The 19,857-nt window shown below is 50.5% G+C and carries 16 protein-coding genes; 15 read left to right on the top strand and 1 reads right to left on the bottom strand.

What is annotated here, in order from left to right; translation table 11 throughout:
- Positions 1–50 precede the first annotated feature (50 nt).
- Positions 51–1,973: an ABC-F family ATP-binding cassette domain-containing protein gene (locus AC2JF8_RS08355; RefSeq protein WP_500762671.1), complete on the bottom strand. Its 1,923-nt coding sequence runs from the start codon at positions 1,971–1,973 to the stop codon at positions 51–53.
- Between the two features lie 287 nt (positions 1,974–2,260).
- Between AC2JF8_RS08355 and AC2JF8_RS08360 the strand changes: the two genes are divergently transcribed.
- The 15 genes from AC2JF8_RS08360 to AC2JF8_RS08430 all read left to right on the top strand — a co-directional run bounded on the left by AC2JF8_RS08360 (position 2,261) and on the right by AC2JF8_RS08430 (position 19,688).
- On the top strand, positions 2,261–2,896 hold the full coding sequence (locus tag AC2JF8_RS08360; protein WP_500762672.1) for a redox-sensing transcriptional repressor Rex: 636 nt from the start codon (positions 2,261–2,263) through the stop codon (positions 2,894–2,896).
- 172 nt (positions 2,897–3,068) lie between these two features.
- Positions 3,069–3,353 (top strand): co-chaperone GroES, encoded by a 285-nt coding sequence (gene groES, locus AC2JF8_RS08365; protein ID WP_500762673.1) that lies wholly within the window; start codon positions 3,069–3,071, stop codon positions 3,351–3,353.
- 16 nt (positions 3,354–3,369) lie between these two features.
- Positions 3,370–4,998, top strand: a complete 1,629-nt coding sequence (gene groL / locus AC2JF8_RS08370) for a chaperonin GroEL (protein ID WP_500762674.1) — start codon at positions 3,370–3,372, stop codon at positions 4,996–4,998.
- A 161-nt stretch (positions 4,999–5,159) separates the two neighbouring features.
- Entirely contained in the window at positions 5,160–6,374 is a 1,215-nt protein-coding gene (locus AC2JF8_RS08375; protein WP_500762675.1) for an SLAP domain-containing protein, read from the top strand.
- A gap of 38 nt (positions 6,375–6,412) precedes the next feature.
- On the top strand, positions 6,413–7,060 hold the full coding sequence (pcp, locus tag AC2JF8_RS08380; RefSeq protein ID WP_500762676.1) for a pyroglutamyl-peptidase I: 648 nt from the start codon (positions 6,413–6,415) through the stop codon (positions 7,058–7,060).
- A 153-nt stretch (positions 7,061–7,213) separates the two neighbouring features.
- On the top strand, positions 7,214–9,793 hold the full coding sequence (gene mutS, locus AC2JF8_RS08385; protein WP_500762688.1) for a DNA mismatch repair protein MutS: 2,580 nt from the start codon (positions 7,214–7,216) through the stop codon (positions 9,791–9,793).
- 2 nt (positions 9,794–9,795) lie between these two features.
- Positions 9,796–11,676, top strand: coding sequence for a DNA mismatch repair endonuclease MutL (gene mutL, locus AC2JF8_RS08390; protein ID WP_500762677.1), 1,881 nt, complete (start codon positions 9,796–9,798; stop codon positions 11,674–11,676).
- A gap of 7 nt (positions 11,677–11,683) precedes the next feature.
- Complete coding sequence (gene ruvA, locus AC2JF8_RS08395; RefSeq protein ID WP_500762678.1) at positions 11,684–12,265, top strand: Holliday junction branch migration protein RuvA; 582 nt, start codon at positions 11,684–11,686, stop codon at positions 12,263–12,265.
- A 44-nt stretch (positions 12,266–12,309) separates the two neighbouring features.
- On the top strand, positions 12,310–13,323 hold the full coding sequence (gene ruvB, locus AC2JF8_RS08400) for a Holliday junction branch migration DNA helicase RuvB (RefSeq protein ID WP_500762679.1): 1,014 nt from the start codon (positions 12,310–12,312) through the stop codon (positions 13,321–13,323).
- A 66-nt stretch (positions 13,324–13,389) separates the two neighbouring features.
- The gene (gene yajC / locus AC2JF8_RS08405) at positions 13,390–13,824 is read left to right on the top strand and encodes a preprotein translocase subunit YajC (protein ID WP_500762680.1); all 435 of its coding nucleotides are present in this window, start codon (positions 13,390–13,392) and stop codon (positions 13,822–13,824) included.
- Between the two features lie 137 nt (positions 13,825–13,961).
- Positions 13,962–15,410 (top strand): glucose-6-phosphate dehydrogenase, encoded by a 1,449-nt coding sequence (gene zwf / locus AC2JF8_RS08410; RefSeq protein WP_500762681.1) that lies wholly within the window; start codon positions 13,962–13,964, stop codon positions 15,408–15,410.
- The gene (gene dinB, locus AC2JF8_RS08415; protein ID WP_500762682.1) at positions 15,403–16,545 is read left to right on the top strand and encodes a DNA polymerase IV; all 1,143 of its coding nucleotides are present in this window, start codon (positions 15,403–15,405) and stop codon (positions 16,543–16,545) included. The genes zwf and dinB overlap by 8 nt, the downstream gene beginning before the upstream one ends.
- Positions 16,546–16,599: 54 nt before the next feature.
- Complete coding sequence (locus tag AC2JF8_RS08420) at positions 16,600–17,556, top strand: DHH family phosphoesterase (protein WP_500762683.1); 957 nt, start codon at positions 16,600–16,602, stop codon at positions 17,554–17,556.
- The gene (locus tag AC2JF8_RS08425) at positions 17,549–18,910 is read left to right on the top strand and encodes a DEAD/DEAH box helicase (protein ID WP_500762684.1); all 1,362 of its coding nucleotides are present in this window, start codon (positions 17,549–17,551) and stop codon (positions 18,908–18,910) included. Before AC2JF8_RS08420 ends, AC2JF8_RS08425 begins: the two co-directional genes overlap by 8 nt.
- Positions 18,911–19,169: 259 nt before the next feature.
- Positions 19,170–19,688 carry a hypothetical protein gene (locus AC2JF8_RS08430; protein WP_500762685.1) on the top strand — a complete coding sequence of 173 codons (519 nt, stop codon included), beginning with the start codon at positions 19,170–19,172 and terminating at the stop codon, positions 19,686–19,688.
- The last annotated feature ends 169 nt before the right edge of the window (positions 19,689–19,857 follow it).

Raw genomic sequence — 19,857 nt, forward strand, 5'->3', positions numbered from 1 at the left:
AAATAAAAGTGATTTGGAACTGCAATATCGCTTCAAATCACTTTTTCTTTTTATTCGAATTCTTCCAGTTTCATCAGGCTGTCTTCCCAGTCTGTGTTAGCTTGGTCCAGCTTCTTTTGAACGGCAGACAGCTGCTCCTGCAGCGGCCCCAGCTTGTCGAAGTTGGTCGCAATCTCCGGGTCGGCCATCTGCGTCTGAATTTCTTCCTGCTGCTTTTCGAGCCGGTCAATCTTGGCCTCGGCGTCTTCGACCTGCCGTTCCAGTTTGCGCTTTTGCGAATCGCGCTGCTTTTGTTCCTGGTAGGACAGCTTGGTGGATGAGTCCTTCTGAATGGCAGCAGTCGACGCATCTGCCGCAATGCTGGCCGCGGCGCTCGCCCGCTTGGCCTTTTCTTCCAAATAGTAAGTGTAGTTGCCATTGTAGACCTGTGCACCACCGTTTTTGACTTCAACGATCTTGTTGGCCAGCTGGTTGATGAAGTAGCGGTCGTGCGAGACGAACAGCAGGGTTCCGTCGAACTTTTGCAGCGCCTCTTCCAGTACTTCTTTGGCTTCAAGGTCCAAGTGGTTGGTCGGCTCGTCCATGAGCAAGAAGTTGTTGTGTTCAAGCGCCAAAACGGTCAGGGTCAGCCGGGCCTTCTGCCCGCCGGAGAGTTGCCCCACGGTCTTGTCAATGTCCTTGGCCGTAAAGAGAAAGCTGGCCAAAATTGAGCGAACATCGCGTTCGGGCATGGTCTTGTGCCGGTCCCAAACGGTGTCCAGGACGGTCTTGCCTGGCTCTAGCAGCTGCAGTTCCTGGTCGTAGTAGCCGACGTCAAGAGCGGCACCGTACTTGATTGTGCCTTCCTTGGGCGGCAATTTCTTCATAATGGTTTTGAGCAGGGTCGACTTGCCGATGCCATTGGCGCCAATCACCGCGACGCGGTCGCCCTTGTTGACTTGCAGCGTAATATCCCGAACCATCGTCTTGGTGGGGTAGCCGATGGTCAAAGCGCGCAGGATCAGCACTTCCTTGCCGGACGGCCGCTCGCTTCTAAAGGACATTCGCACCTTAGACTTGTGCTGGGGTGGCGCAATCCGGTCGATTTTGGCCAGCTGCTTGCGCCGGCTCTGGGCCCTTTTGGTCGTTGTGGCCCGCACCAGATTTTTTTGGATGAATTCCTCGTCCTTCTTAATCTTCTCCTGCTGCTTTTCGTAGGCCTCTTCCTGCTGGCGGTCGCGCAATTCACGTTCTTGGACATAATCGGAGTAGTTGCCCTTGAACGCGGTCAGCTTGCCGAATTGCAGTTCAAAAATTTGGCTGGCCAGGTGATCCAAAAAGTACTGGTCGTGTGATACGACCAGAATAGCACCGGCATAGCCCTTTAAAAAGTTCTCCAGCCAGTCAAGCGTATCCATGTCCAGGTAGTTGGTCGGCTCGTCGAGTAGAAGCAGCGGCGGCTTGCGCAAAAGCAGCTTGACAAAGGCCAGCCGTGTTTTTTCGCCGCCGGAAAGGCTGCCGATGACCTTGGACCAGGTATCCTCAGGAAAGTTAAAACCATTTAAAATGCTTTTGATGTCCGCCTGGTAAGTATAGCCGCCGCGCTCTTCAAAGTTGAACTGCATCTGGTCGTACTGCTTAAGCAGCTGTTGGCTATCCGGCTGGTCCGCTAGCTGTTGCTGCAGTTCCTGCATCTTTGTTCCCATCTTAATTAGGGGAGCAAAAACGCCTTGCATTTCTTCCCAGATGGTCTTGTCTTCGTTGAGCCCATTTTCCTGGGCAATGTAGCCGACGTCAATATCCTTATTAACGGTAAATTCGCCGTGCGTGGCTTCTTCTTCGCCGGTCATAATCTTGAGCAGCGTCGTTTTCCCCACACCGTTTGGTCCCACCAGTCCGATGCGTGCGCTGGCATCAATCGAAAAGTTGACGTGGGCAAAAAGCGTGTTAGCGCCAAATTGTTTTTCTAAGTCGTGTCCTTGTGCAATGATCATATTTTTCACCTAGGGACTATTTTAGCATACGAAACGGTCAAGCTGCCAAGGGGATTGGCGGGCGGCCCCTTATTCAGGTACTCTTTGCTCAAAAACACGTAAAATCCTGCTGATTTTGGCGTAATGGCAAGATCAGTTATACAAGAAGACTTCAATATGATAAAATTTGATAGATTGTGAAAAAAATATTTGCAAATTGCGCAAAGTTATAGGTAGAATATTACTAATTGATGAACAAATCACAAGAATAAATCGAAAAAAACAATAATATGGAGGCTTTTGAGAAAATGGAAAAGATTAAAATACCCACGGCGACGGCCAAACGACTGCCGCTTTATTACCGCTACTTGATTATTCTAAATGAAGCGGGCAAGGAAAAGGTTTCCTCGACCGAGCTTTCGGAAGCGGTGCAGGTTGACAGTGCTTCGATTCGGCGCGACTTCTCATACTTTGGCGCCCTGGGTAAGCGTGGTTACGGGTATGACGTCAAGAGCCTGCTTTCCTTTTTTAAAAAGATTTTGAACCAGGATACGCTAACCAATGTTGCCCTAGTCGGCGTCGGCAACCTGGGCCACGCGCTGCTCAATTACAACTTTAAGCGCAGCAACAACATCCGGATTTCCTGCGCGTTTGACATTGATCAAAAAATCACGGGCAAGATATTGAGCGGTGTTCCGGTTTATGAAATGAGTGAACTAAAGCAGCAACTGAGCGACCAGCAGATTACGATTGCCATCCTAACCGTTCCGGCTGATACCGCACAAAAAACTGCGGATGAAATGATTGAATCGGGTATCAGGGGGATTATGAACTTCACGCCCATTCGGCTGTCCGCACCAAGCGGCGTCAGAATTCAAAATGTTGACCTGGCAACCGAATTGCAGACGCTGATTTACTTCCTGGATAGCGACAAGGGCAAATAGCAGCTGATAACGATAGGTGAAAAAAATAAATTAGCACTTTAAGCAAAAAAGTGCTAATTTTTTCTTGCTTTTTTAGCGGAATGGGTTTATTATCTTAATTGTAAGTTAGCACTTGAACGACAAGAGTGCTAATGACCAAAAAAAGATTTTTTACTAATTAGGAGGGACAAACGTGTTACAACCAATAGGTGATCGCGTGATCGTTAAAGTTAAAGAAGAAGAAGAAAAGACTGTAGGCGGAATCGTCCTTGCTTCTAATGCTAAACAAAAGCCTACTGAGGGCGAAGTTGTTGCCGTGGGCGAAGGCAGTTATGCTGAAAATGGCAGCAAGATCCCGATGATGGTTAAGAAGGGCGACGTCGTTTTGTACGACAAGTATTCTGGCACTGACGTTAAGTATGAAGATGAAAAGTACTTAGTCCTTCACGAAAAAGATATTTTAGCAATTGTTAAGTAATTAGGGAGCGGATAAAATGGCAAAAGATATTAAATTTTCAGAAAAAGCAAGACGTTCTTTATTAAAGGGCGTGGACAAGTTAGCTGATACTGTCAAGGCCACCATTGGTCCTAAGGGCAGGAACGTGGTTTTGGAACAATCATACGGCAATCCGGACATTACCAATGACGGCGTGACCATCGCCAAGGCGATTGAATTGAAGGACCACTATGAGAACATGGGCGCCAAGCTGGTTGCTGAAGCTGCGCAGAAGACCAACGACATTGCCGGTGATGGTACGACCACTGCTGTAGTCCTGACCCAGGCAATCATTCGCGAAGGCATGAAGAACGTTACTGCTGGTGCCAACCCAGTTGGCGTACGGCGCGGAATTGAGAAAGCTTCTAAGGCAGTTATCGAAGAATTGCACAAGATTAGCCATACAGTTTCATCAAAGGACCAAATTGCCCAAGTGGCTTCGGTTTCCTCAGCTTCTAAAGAAGTTGGTGACCTGATTGCTGATGCCATGGAAAAAGTGGGCAACGATGGCGTCATAACCATTGAAGACTCGCGTGGTATCGAAACGGAACTGTCCGTTGTTGAGGGTATGCAGTTTGACCGCGGCTACCTGTCCCAATACATGGTAACCGACAATGACAAGATGGAAGCCGACCTGGACAACCCATACGTTTTAATTACGGACAAGAAGATTTCTAACATTCAAGACATCCTGCCCCTTCTGCAGGAAATTGTTCAACAAGGCAAGTCGCTGCTTATTATTGCCGATGATGTTTCTGGTGAAGCACTGCCAACCCTGGTTTTGAACAAGATTCGTGGTACCTTCAACGTAGTTGCAGTTAAAGCCCCAGGCTTTGGCGACCGCCGCAAGGAACAATTGCAGGATATTGCCGCTTTGACTGGTGGTACGGTTATCACCGAAGATCTTGGTCTTGAACTCAAAGACACTAAGATTGATCAATTAGGTCAGGCGCGTCGTATCACCATTACCAAGGATTCAACGACTATTGTTGACGGCGCAGGCTCGGATGAAGCCATCAAGGATCGCGAGGACTCAATCAGAAAGCAAATCGAAGAGACTACTTCAGACTTCGACAAGAAGAAGTTGCAAGAACGTCTGGCCAAGTTGACCGGTGGTGTGGCAGTAATCCATGTTGGTGCCGCAACGGAAACTGAGCTGAAGGAACGCCGTTACCGCATCGAAGATGCGTTGAATTCAACTCGGGCTGCGGTTGATGAAGGCTATGTTGCTGGCGGTGGTACTGCTTTAGTTGATGTTAAGAGCGTTGTTAAGGACCTCAAAGGCGACAACGATGATGAACAAACGGGTATTAACATTGTGCTCAATGCATTGGCCGCACCAGTTCGTCAAATTGCTGAAAATGCTGGTGAAGATGGATCAGTCATCCTGAATAAGCTAGAAAGCCAAGAAAATGAAGTTGGTTATAACGCTGCCAATGGCAAGTGGGAGAATATGGTTGAAGCCGGCATTATCGATCCAACCAAGGTAACTCGGACCGCCTTGCAGAATGCTGCTTCAATCGCCGCATTACTCTTGACGACTGAAGCCGTTGTTGCTGAAATCCCAGAAGACAAGCCAGCTGCTGACCCTGCTGCTGCCGGTGCCGGCGCTCCTGGTATGATGTAGTTTAGACTCCCAATATTAAAGAACCGCACATGCGGTTCTTTTTTTTGCTTAAAAAAGCCTGGCCTGCTCTGGACCAGTAAAAGCCTTTACATAAAATGAGTAAAGAACTATGATAAACACAATTAAACTAGTAGTCACAAAATTATACTAGGAGAAGAGCGATGAAAAGTAAAATTAACGCATTAGTAAATAAGCGCATGCTACGGTCATCCCTTGCCTGCATTGCCCTTGTGGGCTTAGGTTTGTTTAACTTGGCCAGGCCGGTACAAGCAGAGGCGGACGTTCCCAACGCGCAGCCCGCAACTGCGGAAAGGCAACCTGCTATCAGCAACACGCAGCCTGCGGATACGAGTGAACACGTTGTGCCCATTGAGCACCCAGCTGGCCAGGAGATAACGATCCCAACCCTGACCAAGCTGTTCAATGATGAGTATTATGCCAAAATGAGCGTAGCCAACCATGATGACTTTCCCCAGGGGACTAAATTTTGGTGGGGCTTGCGGCCCTATACTATTTTGAATGGTCCAGCCATGGGCTATGTAAGCATTACTTACCCAGATGGGAAAACGACTACACTACGCGTGAAGGTTAATATTGCAGGCGGCAAGCAGGTTGCCCTGCAGCACAACGCATACCTTTATGACGAAAAAGGTATGCGCGTTCCCGATATTATTCTGCGCACTGGTTCAGTGCTCAACCCTAAGGGGACTGCTAAAATCAAGGGTCGCAGCTTCTGCAAGGTTGACCGGGGCAAGTACGTAGCCAAGGGCAACTTGCTTGGGGTCAAGCGCAAGCCTCTCCATAATGCCCGCATTTACAACCAGCTCGCCCGTCCTTGCAAGCGCCAAACGGTCAAGAAAGGCAAGACCGTGACCACTTATGGTACACCGGTCAAGATGCAGGGACGCAAGTTTTACGCAATTGGCAGCCAAAATTATGTGCTGGCTAACCGCTTTAAGCGGACCAAAATAAGTGCAAGCGGCAATTCCAAGGCCCCAATCAATAAGCACAAGAGGCGGCTGATGCATAGCAGCTACATATATAATTCCGCGGGGCACCGCCGCAATGGCTTTATCCTGGCACCTGGTACTCGTGTACAGATTAGTAAAAAAATCAATTCCGTGGTTGGACGCAACTTTTATGGCATTGGCAACGGTGACTACATCCCCGTGCGCAACGTGACGGGCGACAAGTACGGAAGAGACTTCTTGCGCCGCTCTGTCCCTATTTATAATCGCTACGGCCAAAAGACTGGAGTGCTTAGGGCCCATCAGCCATTCACGGTTTACGGTGACCCCTTCAAAATCAAGGGTGAGTTTTATATTATTATTGGCAGGGGCAAGCTCGTTAAATCAAAGGATGTTTACAACTATTGATGCTAAGGGGCGCTGCTTTTTAGTGAGGGAGTGCAATAATGAAAATTTTGGTGACGGGCTTTGATCCCTTTGGAAAAGATCAAATCAATCCGGCAATTGAGGCGGTCAAGCGTCTGCCTGATAGCATTGCGGGTGCCCGCATTATTAAAAAAGAAATTCCCACTGTCTTCGGCGAATGCGCCCGCGTGGTGCATACTGCGGTTGTGCAAGAAAAGCCCGATTATGTGCTAAACATTGGGCAGGCGGGCGGACGGTATGCCCTGACGCCTGAACGTGTGGCCATCAATTTTGATGATGGCAGAATTGCTGACAACCACGGCTACCAACCGATTGCCACGCCGATTCATGAAGATGGTCAAAATGCCTACTTCACGCAGCTGCCGGTTAAGGCAATGGTCCAGGCAATCCGCCAGGCCGGCCTGCCGGCGGCGGTTTCAACCACGGCCGGGACCTTTGTCTGCAATCATATCATGTACCAAGTACAGTACATGATTGATAAGGAGTTTCACGACCTTAAGGCGGGCTTTATGCATATTCCCTTTTTACCTCAGCAGGTTACCGCTCGTCCTGAAACGCCGACCCTCAGTCTAACGGATGACGTTAAAGGCATCACCGCTGCAATTGCGGCAATTGTCAAAATGGACGGTAAAGGGGACCTTCAAAGCGTTGAGGGGCACATTGCATAACAGGAGCTAGGGCCAGCAGATGTATTCAACGCCAAATTAAGAACAGACCGCTTAAAGCGCGGTCTTTTTTCTTTTGCACCGGTCTTTAGCGTATAATAAATAGCAACAAGGAAAAGAAGAAGAGGAATAATGGCAAATACAAATCTTACTCCAATGATGGAACAGTATCATGAAATAAAGGCGCAATATCCCGATGCTTTCCTTTTTTACCGGGTGGGCGATTTTTACGAATTATTTGAGGATGATGCGGTTAAGGGCGCACAAATTTTAGAGCTGACTTTAACGCACCGTTCGAACAAGTCCGAAAATCCCATCCCGATGGCGGGCGTTCCCCACGCCGCAGTGGATTCATACGTTAATACGCTGGTTGAAAAGGGGTACAAGGTTGCTTTGTGCGAACAGCTGGAAGACCCGAAGAAGGCGCACGGGATGGTTAAGCGCGGCATTATCCAGCTAGTGACGCCGGGCACGCTAATGAGCGCAAAACCGAGCGAGGCCAAGGAGTCTAACTACTTGACGTCGGTGGTTACAACCACGAACGGCTTTGGGCTTGCATACAGTGACCTGTCGACGGGCGAAATTTTTGCAACCCATTTAAAAAGCTGGTCTGCAGTCGCAAATGAACTATTGTCACTCAGAACCAGGGAGGTGGTCTATAACGGCCACTTGAGCGAACCAGACCGCGATTTTTTGACTAAGGAGAATATTACCGTCTCTACCCCGGTGGAGCTCACGGGCGAACACGCCGAGGTTTCTTACGTTGAGCAGAAGCTGGCGAGCGCCGCTGAAAAAGAGGCCGTTAAGCAGCTTGTCGGCTACTTGCTCCAAACCCAAAAGCGTAGCCTGGCCCACCTCCAGGTTGCTCAAAGCTACGAAGTGAGCCAGTACCTGCGGATGTCGCACACCGTGCAGGATAATTTGGAATTGACGGCTTCGGCCAAGACCGGTAAGAAGATGGGATCGCTGTTCTGGGTCCTGGACAAAACGCACACGGCGATGGGCGGCCGCTTGCTCAAGCAGTGGCTGGCAAGGCCGCTGCTGGCTGTTGACGAATTGACTATGCGCCAGGAAATGGTCCAGGCTCTGCTTGACGAGTATTTTACGCGTGCAAGCGTGATCGACGCCCTCAAGGGTGTCTATGACCTGGAGCGCCTGACGGGCAGGATTTCCTTTGGCAATGTTAATGCCCGTGAACTGCTGCAGCTGGCCCATTCGCTTGCGGCCGTTCCGCCGATGATTGCCACGCTAACGAAGTCAAGCAGCCGCGTATTGGCAGATTTTGCCCAAAAAATCACGCCGCTGCAGGGCGTGGCGCAGCTGATCAGTACGACAATCGTGGACCAGCCGCCGGTTCTGACCATGGAGGGCGGCTTGATTAGGGACGGCGTGGACAGCCAACTTGACCGCTACCGGGATGCAATGAACAACGGCAAGAAGTGGCTAGCCGAAATGGAAAAAGCCGAACGGCAGAAGACGGGCATCGAAAACTTGAAAATCGGCTACAACAAGGTTTTTGGCTATTTTATTCAGGTTACCAACTCCAATAAGAGCAAGGTTCCCCAGGAGCGGTACACGCGCAAGCAGACGCTAACGAATGCGGAGCGCTACATCACGCCCGAATTAAAGGAACACGAAAGCCTGATCATGGAAGCGCAGACCAAATCCACCGAACTTGAGCACAATTTGTTTGTCAAGCTGCGTGAGGAAGTCAAAAAGTATATTCCCGCTTTGCAGCAGTTGGCCGGCCAGGTTGCGCAACTCGATGTGTACTGTTCCTTTGCCCAAGTAGCGGAAGAAAACAATTATTGCCGGCCGCATTTTCACACCGAGAGCCAGGATGTGAAGGTCATATTGGGACGCCACCCGGTCGTTGAACAGGTGATGAAGGCGGGGGCGTACATCCCCAATGACGTCAAATTAACGGAAGATACCGATATTTTTCTCATTACGGGCCCCAACATGTCGGGTAAAAGCACCTACATGAGACAGCTGGCACTCATTGTGGTGATGGCACAGATTGGGTCCTTTGTTCCGGCAGATAGTGCCGATTTACCCGTTTTTGACCAGATTTTTACGCGTATTGGTGCGGCTGATGATTTGGTTTCGGGGCAGAGTACCTTTATGGTTGAAATGACGGAAGCAAATGACGCGCTCCTTCATGCTACCAAGCGCAGTCTGGTTTTGTTTGATGAAATTGGGCGCGGCACCGCCACTTATGACGGCATGGCTTTGGCCGGTGCAATCGTGCAGTATCTGCATGACGAGGTCGGGGCCAAGGTATTGTTTGCCACTCACTTCCATGAATTGACGGTGATGGAACAAAAGCTGCCGCACCTGAAGAACATCCACGTTGGCGCAACCGAGGAGAACGGCAAGCTGATTTTTCTCCATAAAATTTTGCCGGGTCCAGCCGATCAGAGCTATGGAATTCACGTTGCGCGGCTTGCAGGGATGCCCCGCAAGGTTCTGCGTACAGCGACCAAGCTGCTCAAACGCCTGGAAGCACAGGGCAGTAGCCTTAATCCCGCAGCGGCTCAGTTAGACTTGTTTAGCGTGAACGACGGTCCGGACGGTGAAACGGAAGAAGCGCCTGGTGCAGCTGCAAGTGAAGTGACCGACAAGAAAAAAGACATCCTGGACGAAATTTCTAACCTCTATCTGGCGGATCAGACCCCCTTGCAGGTAATGCAGCTTGTGGAAAATTGGCAGGCAGATTTAAAGGATGAACAATAATTATGGCAAAGATTCGTGAGCTGCCCGTTAATTTAACCAATCAGATAGCAGCCGGAGAAGTGATCGAGCGTCCGGCCAGCGTCGTCAAGGAACTTGTCGAAAACGCGCTTGATGCCGGCAGTACCCGTATTCGCGTAGAAATTACGGACGCCGGATTAAAGCAGATAGTGGTTCAGGATAATGGTGCGGGCATTGCCCGGGATCAGATTGACCTTGCCTTTACCAGGCATGCAACGAGCAAAATCAAAAACGAGCGCGACCTATTCAATATTGCTACGCTGGGCTTTCGGGGAGAGGCCCTGGCCTCAATTGCGGCGGTCAGCCACTGCGAAATTCTCACTAATTCGACGGGGACAAACGGAACGCGGGCAGAATTTGCTGCTGGGGTTAAGCAGCTGCAGGAAGATGCAGCTGCGCCGCAGGGCGTGCAGATTACAGTGCGGGATTTGTTTTATAACACGCCGGCCCGGTTGAAATATTTGCGTAGTCCGCGCACCGAGATAATGAAAATTGTTGACATTGTCAATCGCATTGCCCTGGGGTACCCGCAGGTTGCCTTTACCCTGGTTAGCGCGGATCGGACCCTGCTCAAAACGGCGGGCAACGGTAATTTGAGCCAGACCGTTTCAAGCGTCTACGGGCGCAAGATTGCCGAAAAGATGCTGCCCGTTAAGGGCAGCGACAGTGATTTTGAAATCACGGGTCTGATCTCAAGTCCTGAATTAACGCGGTCCACGCGCAACTATATTTCAATTTTGCTTAACGGCCGCTACATTAAGAACTTTCACTTGTCCGCGGCCGTGCTGGATGGCTACGGCGTTAATCTTGCGGCCAAGCACTTTCCGATTGCCGTCGTCAAGATTAAGGTCGACCCGCTCCTAGTCGATGTCAACGTTCACCCCACCAAACGTGAGGTGCGACTCTCGAAGGAGGCGGAGCTCGGGCGCTTGATTGTCAGCACAATCAGCAGTGAACTTGAGACCAAGGGCATTCAGGGGGATGCGCTGGGCAACTTGAATGCCACAAAAACCGAGACACTGGTTGATCAGCTGAAGTTCAATTTGAATAAAAATGTTGTTGAAACTACGCGGCAGAAACAGCTTGATAATGAAGTGCACGAGGCTGAGCCCATCCCAATTACTAGTCCGCAGCACCCGCAATATGTTGATTTAAGCCTTCCCCGCAGCGACGACCGTTATTTGATTACCAAAACATGGCGCGCAAATGTGGCTAAGCAGCAGCAGCGTACGCCGTTTGCGCACCGCAGCGGTAGCCAAGACCTTGTTTCGGCTGGGGATGAGACTATGGCCAGCAGCCTCCCCGAATTCAGCCTGGTGGGCCAGACGGATGCCTATATTGTTGCGGCTGCAAAAGGCGACTTATACTTGGTTGACCAAGTGGCAGCACGGCGGTTACTTGCCTACAATAAGATTAGAGACGAGCTGGCGAGTCAAAAAATCACCCAGCAGGGCCTGTTGACCCCATTAATCCTGGAGTTTGGTAATTTGGATTTTATTCAGATTAAGGGTAAGCTAGAACAAATCGGCAAAATCGGGATCTTTCTGGAAGACTTTGGGCAGGATACGTTTATTCTGCGGTCTTACCCAACTTGGCTCGGTGGCGACGTGGAAAGCAATGTCCGGGCAATTTTAGACAGTTTCCTGAACGTTGACCAGCACAATTCTGCCAATCTGGTCAAGCGCATTGCGGCTGACCAGGCCGAGCGCAAGGTAACGGGGCACAAAAAGCTCACTGCGGTTGACTGCGACGCTATTTTGACCAATTTGCGCCGGTGCGCTGATCCCTATCATGATGCTAAGGGCAACCTGGTAGTTGTCCGTTTGCGGCAAAGCGAGCTGCGTAAAATGTTTAAAAAAGGATGAATGATTAATGTTTGAATACTTGACCGGTGTAATCACCGCAATCAAGCCTAACTACGTTGTTGTAGAAGTTGGCGGCGTCGGCTATAAGGTATTTAGCCCCACGCCCTTTGCATACCAAGAGGGCCAGGAAGCACGTGTTTTTATTGAACAGGTGGTGCGTGATACGGGGATTACGCTGTATGGCTTTCAGACTGAAGAAGACAAGGGGCTTTTTCTAAAACTGCTCAGTGTGAGCGGCATTGGTCCCAAGTCGGCCTTAGCAATCATGGCGGCTGAGGATAGCAATTCGCTTGCTGCTGCCATTGAGCAGGGGGAGGTCAAGTACCTGACTCATTTTCCGGGCGTTGGCAAAAAGACGGCTTCGCAGATTGTCCTCGATCTTAAGGGCAAGCTGGGTGATTACGTTCAGCGGGTTGATCAAAGCACCCAGGAATATTCGCCCGCACTGAACGATGCCCTGCTTGCCCTGCTGGCTCTTGGCTATACCAAAAAAGAGGTTGACCGGATCACGCCGAAACTGGTTGAGGAAGACGCAGCAACAGCCGAACAATATATTAAAAAAGGGTTGGCCCTGCTCTTAAAGAAGTAAATCTTGCTATAATAGAATGAAGTTATTTAAAGGAAGTGAAGCCGGTGGAAGGTAATGAAGATTCAATCGTTTCCAGCGAGAGCCAGGGAACCAAGGAAGAAGAAGCGGAATTCTCGCTGCGTCCGCAGACTTTAAGCGAGTACTTGGGGCAGGAACGCGTCAAAAAGGACATGGCGGTTTACATTGAAGCCGCCAAGAAGCGCGACGAAGCGCTTGATCACGTTCTTTTGTACGGACCGCCCGGTCTGGGGAAAACCACCTTGGCTTTCGTCATCGCTAATGAATTGGGAGTGCACTTAAAGAGCACTAGTGGACCGGCAATTGAAAAGGCCGGGGACTTGGTAGCCCTTCTGACCGACCTTGATCCGGGCGACATTTTGTTTATTGACGAAATTCACCGCATGGCCAAACCGATTGAAGAAGTGCTCTATTCTGCAATGGAAGATTACTACGTCGATATTGTGATTGGTGAGGGTCAGACAACCCATGCGGTGCACGTGCCATTGCCGCCTTTTACGCTGATTGGCGCGACAACTTTGGCTGGACAGTTGTCGGCACCCTTGCGGGGCCGCTTTGGAATTGTTGAGCACCTGCAGTATTATAGCGTCGAGGAACTGGGCAAGATTATTGCACGTTCCAGCAGCGTTTTTGGCATTGAAATTGAACCGCAGGCAGCGCATGAATTGGCCCGCAGATCGCGCGGAACGCCCCGGGTGGCCAACCGGCTTCTGCGGCGGGTGCGTGACTTTGCCCAGGTCAAGGGCGAAGAGGTGATTTCTTTTGCCACGACCACCAGCTCGCTCAAGCAGCTGCAGGTGGACGATGAGGGACTTGACCAGACGGACCGCAAGATTCTTGAAGTGATAATTAAGAATTATCACGGTGGTCCAGTGGGCATTAGGACGCTTGCGGCCAATACCGGCGAGGACGTGGAGACCATTCAGTCGCTTTACGAACCCTACTTGATGCAGCACGGCTTTTTGTTGATGACGCCCCGGGGGCGGATGGTCACGGAGAAGGCGTACCAGCAGCTTGGGTTGCAAATGCCGAACAAGTAGTGCAAAGCCCTCACAATTTTTGTATAATTAAGTAATTGGTATTTTTTGAAACGATGAGGTGTAAATGTGAATACTTTATTTTTAGCAGCTAATAATGGAATGAGCAGCGTGTGGACGATCGCTATTTTCATTGGATTGATTGCCTTGATGTATTTCACGATGATCAAGCCGCAGAAGAAGCAGCAGCAAAAAAAGATGGAAATGATGAACGAGTTGAAAAAGGGTGACCATGTCGTCCTGATCGATGGTTTGCACGGCAAGATTGATTCCGTCAACGCGCAGGATAAGACGGTGGTCGTTGATGCTGACGGCATCTACCTAACCTTTAGCCGGATGGCAGTGCAGCAGATTCTGCCGGAAGCACCAGCAACACCTGCTGCGGATAGCGCAAGCGAATCTGCCCCGGCAAGCACTCCTAGTGCGGATAAGCCGGAAGAGGAGCGGCCGGATGCTTCAAGCACGGAACCTGCTGATAGAGCTTCTGAAGATAATAAGAATTAAGAAAAAGTGCCAGTCGGCACTTTTTCTTTGTTTATAAAAACAAAGATTTTAATATTGCCTGCCAAAAAACTGCTGTTTACCGGCAAAATATTATAGAATAAAGTTGACCTAAAGTAGTTATCGGAAAGGATTCCTTCATGAAAAATATTCCAGTTGTTATGATTATTTTTGGCGGCAGCGGCGACTTGGCGCACCGCAAGCTCTACCCGGCGCTGTTCAACCTGTATGAGCAGGGGCTGATTCACGATAATTTTGCCGTCATTGGGACGGCCCGGCGGCCGTGGTCGCACGACTATCTGCGCGAGCAGGTAAGGGATGCCGTTCACGAAACCCACGGTGAGGTCAATGAGAATGACCTTGCTGCTTTCAGCAGTCATTTTTACTACCAGTCCCACGACGTGACCAACGTTGAACACTACGAGACGCTCAAAACGCTGGCCCAGGAACTCGATGACCGCTACAGTGCGCGCGGCAACCGCATCTTTTACATGGCGATGGCACCGCGCTTCTTCGGTACGATTGCGGAACACATTAACGACCAGCACCTGACCAGCAGCGGCTTTAACCGCATTGTGGTTGAGAAGCCGTTTGGCCGCGACCTGGCAACTGCCAGCGCGTTGAACCGGCAGATTACCGCGTCGTTCGCCGAGGATGATATTTTCAGAATTGACCACTACCTGGGCAAGGAAATGATCCAGAACATCCTCCCTTTGCGCCTGACCAACCCGCTGGTTAGGAACGTGTGGAACAGCGCCACGATCAAAAACATCCAGGTGACGCTGGCCGAACAGCTGGGTGTTGAGGCCCGGGGCGGCTACTACGAAACCTCGGGTGCACTGCGGGACATGGTTCAGAATCATATTTTCCAGATTATCACGCTGCTGGCCATGCCGGAGCCCCAGGACCTGAGTGCTAAGAGCATTCACGCGGCCAAGCAGGAATTGTTGGATAGCCTGCATATTCCCACTGCAGACGAGATTGGGCGGCACTTTGTTCGCGGTCAGTACCTGGGCAGCGATTCGACCTTTGCCTACCGCGAGGAGCCTAACGTAAGCAGCACTTCCAACACTGAAACCTACGTTGCCGGCGAGGTCAAGTTCGGCAAGGGTCCGCTTGCGGACATGCCGATTTACTTCAGGACCGGTAAGGAGATGCGCGAGAAGAAGAGCCGGATCGACATCGTGTTGAAGCACGTGTCTAACCTTTACGGTCAGGCCCATTCTAACAACATCACGATTGTTATTGATCCGGACATGCAGATTTACATCACCATTAACGGCAAGAAGATTGCGACGTCCGGTATTAGGCGTGAAAACCTGAGCTATGCTTTTACTAAGGACGAGTCGGACCAGGTGCCTGATGGCTACGAACGCCTGCTGCACGACGTCTTCGTTAACGATTCAACCAACTTTACGCACTGGAGTGAGTTGAAGAATTACTGGAAGTTCATCGATGCGGTTGAAAACGCGTGGGAGCAGGACAACAAGAGTGGACGTGAGCCCGCGCAGTACGCGCCGTACCGCATGGGCCCTAAGTCGGCCAATAAGATTTTTGAGACGCCGACCGAACGCTGGATTTATGAGTAGGGGCAGAGCAAGTGACGGGCTGCTGCCCCAAAACGACACGCACCGGCGAATCATTCACGTTGACATGGATGCTTTTTATGCAGCGGTGGAGACGCGCGATCACCCGGAACTGAAAAACAAGGCACTGGTGATCGGTCAGGACCCACGGCAAAATAATGGTCATGGGGTGGTTGCGACCGCTAACTATGCCGCCCGCAAGTTTGGCGTCCACTCGGCGATGCCGTCGATTAAGGCCCTGCGCCTTGTGCCCCCGGAGAAACTCGTCTTTTTGGCGCCCGACTTTGCCAAGTACCGCCAGGTTTCTGCGGAAATCCACGCGATGATGCATGAAATCACGGATACCGTCCAGTCGATTGCCCTCGATGAGGCTTATTTGGACGTAACAAGCAATAAGTTGGGGTCGACCTCGGCGCTGCGGCTGGCCATCGACCTGCAGGTGCGGATTAGAAAAGAAGTCGGTCTCAACTGCTCGTTTGGCGTCACTTATAATAAGTTTTTGGCCAAGATGGGGTCAGAATATTCCAAGCCCTTGGGCCGGACAGTCATTCTTCCCAGCGAAGCCAAGGTTTTTTTAGCGCGGCAGGAGATTGCGCGGTTTCACGGGATTGGTCCCAAAACGCAGTCTAAGCTGGCTGAAATGGGCATTTATACGGGCGCAGGTCTGCAAAAGATGCCGGTGCGCGTCCTAATCAAGCACTTTAACCGCATGGGTTATTTGATGGCGGAGCACGCCCACGGCATTGACCTGTCACGGGTAGTTCCAGACGACGAACATAACCGCAAGTCGATTGGCATCGAGCGCACCTATGAGCCTTGCGTCTATGACGAGCAGGCTGCCCTGACTAAAATCAGAAGCTATGTTGCCGACCTTGAACAAAAATTGCGGGATCACGGCTTCTACGCCAGCACGATTGTCTTGAAGATCCGTAACAACCGCTTTGAAACGGTCATGAAGAGGCGCAAGCTGCGTCATGCAACCAACCGCAAGGATGAAATTTACGAGGCTGCCCGGGAATTGTTTGAACCACTTGCCGGACCCTTTTTGCGGGACGGCATCCGACTGTTGGGCGTTACCGCTACCGACTTCACGGAGGCCGAATTTGAAAACGTGGATCTGGACTTGTTTTCTGAATGAAGCATTTTTCTGGTAAACTAGTTAAGTATTAAAAAATATCTGAAGGAGAAATAGATGAACACTTTTGCGCAAATATATCAAAAAATTGAGGAGTACCCGACCATTATTCTGCACCGCCACACGAGTCCTGATCCCGATGCCCTGGGTTCGCAAGCTGGTCTTGCCCGGTCCCTGCGGCTCAAGTTTCCGGATAAGCGAATCCTGTGCGCAGGTGAAAACGATGAGGGCGACCTCGCCTGGATTAACCGGATGGATGATGTGTCTGCAGGGGATTACCAGGGAGCCCTGGTAATAACGACGGATACGGGCAATGCCGCCCGCATCTCGAACAAGCTCTACAGCAAGGGTGATTTTTTGATTAAAATTGACCACCACCCGGACGTGGAACCGTATGCCCCTATGAGCTTTGTTGATGACCAAGCACCGGCTGCCTCACAGATTGTTGCCGACTTCCTGATCGCAGAAGACTTGCCGCTCACGGCTGCGGTCGCATATCCGCTGTATGCCGGGATCGTTGGCGACACCGGACGTTTCATGTACCCCGAAACGTCCGCGCACACCTTTGACGTGGTGGCCAAACTGGCGGCCACGGGCATCGACATTAATGAGATTGCCCTGAACATCAGCGACGTTACAATTGAGCAGGCTAAGTTGCAGGCCAAGGTGTTGGAGTATATGACGGTTGACCCGAGCGGTGCGGCCTACGCGGTTTTGACAAGTGAGGCCTTGAACAAGCTGGGCGTTGATTCCAGCCAGGCTTCGTGTACTGTTTCAACGCCTGGTCGAATCAAGACCATTATTGCGTGGAACGTTTTTGTTGAAAACCAGGACGGCACCTTCCGTGTGCACTACCGTTCAAAGGGGCCGGTTATTAACGAGCTGGCGGCCAAGCACGATGGCGGTGGCCACGCCTTGGCAAGTGGCGCTAACGCTAAGGATATGGACGAGGTCAAGCAGATTTTTGCTGAACTTGTTCAAGTAACAAAGGAATACCAAAAACAACATGAATAATATTTTTAACGACGACCGCATCAGACCTGAAATCCGGGCAGGTCTTGGCAAAATCAGCTTTACTGAACCGACGAAAGTGCAGGCCAAGGTGATTCCCGTGCTGCTGACGCACCAAAATGCGGTGGTCCAGGCTGTTACCGGATCAGGCAAAACGCACGCCTTTTTGATTCCCGTCTTGAACGATGTTGATGAAAAACTGGCCTATCCGCAAGCTATTCTGACGGCACCGAGTCGCGAACTGGCCGAGCAGCTGTACCAGGTTGCACGCCAGCTGCGGGATGTGGCGGGGTTGGACATCACCATTGCCCACTTGGCTGGTGGCAGCGACCGTGAGCGCCAGCTGAAAAAAATCGGCAGCCACAAGCCCCAGGTGGTTATCGCAACGCCCGGACGGCTGCACGACTTCGTTGAAAAGAAGCTTTTGCCCTTGGACTACGTCAAAAACTTCGTCATTGATGAGGCCGACATGACCCTTGATATGGGCTTTTTGAGCGACATCGATTTTATCATTCAACGCTTGCCCAAGCTTGTTACCATAGCCGCTTTTTCGGCGACCATCCCGGTCAAGCTGACCACTTTTCTGCGTAAGTACATGTCCAAGCCCCAGGAAATCGTGATCGACAATCCGGCGGTGATTTCGCCTACGATTAAGAATGATCTGCTTGACGTTGGTTCTAAAAACCGCAAACGAATTTTGTACCAGTTGCTAACGATGGGGCAGCCCTACTTGGCCCTTGTTTTTGCCAATACCAAGCAGATGGTGGATGAAATAACAGCCTTCTTGCAGGAGCAGGGACTGCGCGTGGCCAAGATTCACGGTGGCATCACGGAGCGTGAGCGCAAGCGCACCCTGCGCGAGGTGAAGGCTGACCAGTATCAGTATGTTGTGGCTACTGATCTGGCCGCGCGGGGACTAGACATTGATGGCGTCAGCCTCGTGGTCAACTATGAGATTCCGCGCGATCTAGAATTTGTGGTTCACCGCATTGGGCGAACGGGACGCAACAGTTTGACCGGCCACGCCGTGACCCTGATTCGTGAAGAGGAGATGGACCGCATTGCCAGCCTTGAAAAGATGGGCATTCACTTTGACTTTGTCGAACTTAAGGGGGGCGAGCTGCGCCCCCGCAAGCACTATCATAGTCGTAAGAACCGCAGCCTCACGGCCCAGACCGTCGATAATAAAATAAAGGGTTACGTGAAAAAAGTTAAAAACAAGCGTAAGCCGGGCTACAAGAAGAAGATTAAGCAGGCAATTCAAAAGGACCATGCACAAAAGCGCAAGCTCGAGCAGCGCCACCAGGTGCGCAAGGCCAAGCGACTGCGCAAGGCACGCCGCGCTGAAAAAGAGTAAATCACGCTGGTGATGCTCACTGCATCCACCGCATAAAGTTTAATGACGCCTACTGGGCTTTGATAGCTCTAGCAGGCGTTTTTTGCTGCCGAAATTGCGGCAAGGGGCACGCCGCGGGCGCAGGCGCATGATTATTGATAAAGTTTACAATTGCCAAAAAATATACTAATTTGTCTTGTAAGTTAAACATAGTGTGGTACATTGAACCTGTAAGCGCTCGCTTTAATCGTGCATAAGCCTGAAAGAAAGGAGCTTAAAGATGGAGTTAACAAGGACCGAAAGGATTTTGCTCTCCCGCCTGTCAAAACATAGCAAGGCGAGATATACGGTCGTCGACTATTGTCGGGATGCAAAAATCCACCGGGGCAACTTTTATAACCACTACCATGATATTTGTGATTTATTCGTATCCGTCATTAGATTGCGGCTGAGAAGGACGTTGCGCAGTTCAGACGGTGAAACAATTGGGCAGATGTTTTACCGCATGCTGGTAAAAATACGCGAAAATAAGATTTTTTACATGAATATTCTCTTAATCACCAAGAATCCACGCGCATTCTATGATGACTTAAAAAAGGAGCTGGCCCAGGCGATAGAGAATTACCTGAGACCACGCGGAGCGTTTTCAGTTCGACAAGTTCAATTGGTTGCAATGGGTATTTATGCAGTGGTCTATAATTGGTTAGTGCATGAATGCAAGCATGATATAAGAGACGTGTATCAATGTATAGATCTGCTTTTGACACACGTTGAGAAGAACGCTAAAAAGCTTAGTTAACGGTATTTTTGAAGGAATGTTGCAAAAAACATTCTTTTTTTTGCAAAAAAAGCTTGCAAAAGAAGCGAAAGGTTGCTAGTATTAATAACTGTCGTCGGGCACTGAGCGCAAAAGCACAGGGCGCTAGGCGACAAATTTTCTGAAAAAGCTGCTTGACAAAACAAAGGAG

The organism is Lactobacillus sp. CA30L (genome assembly GCF_059900845.1).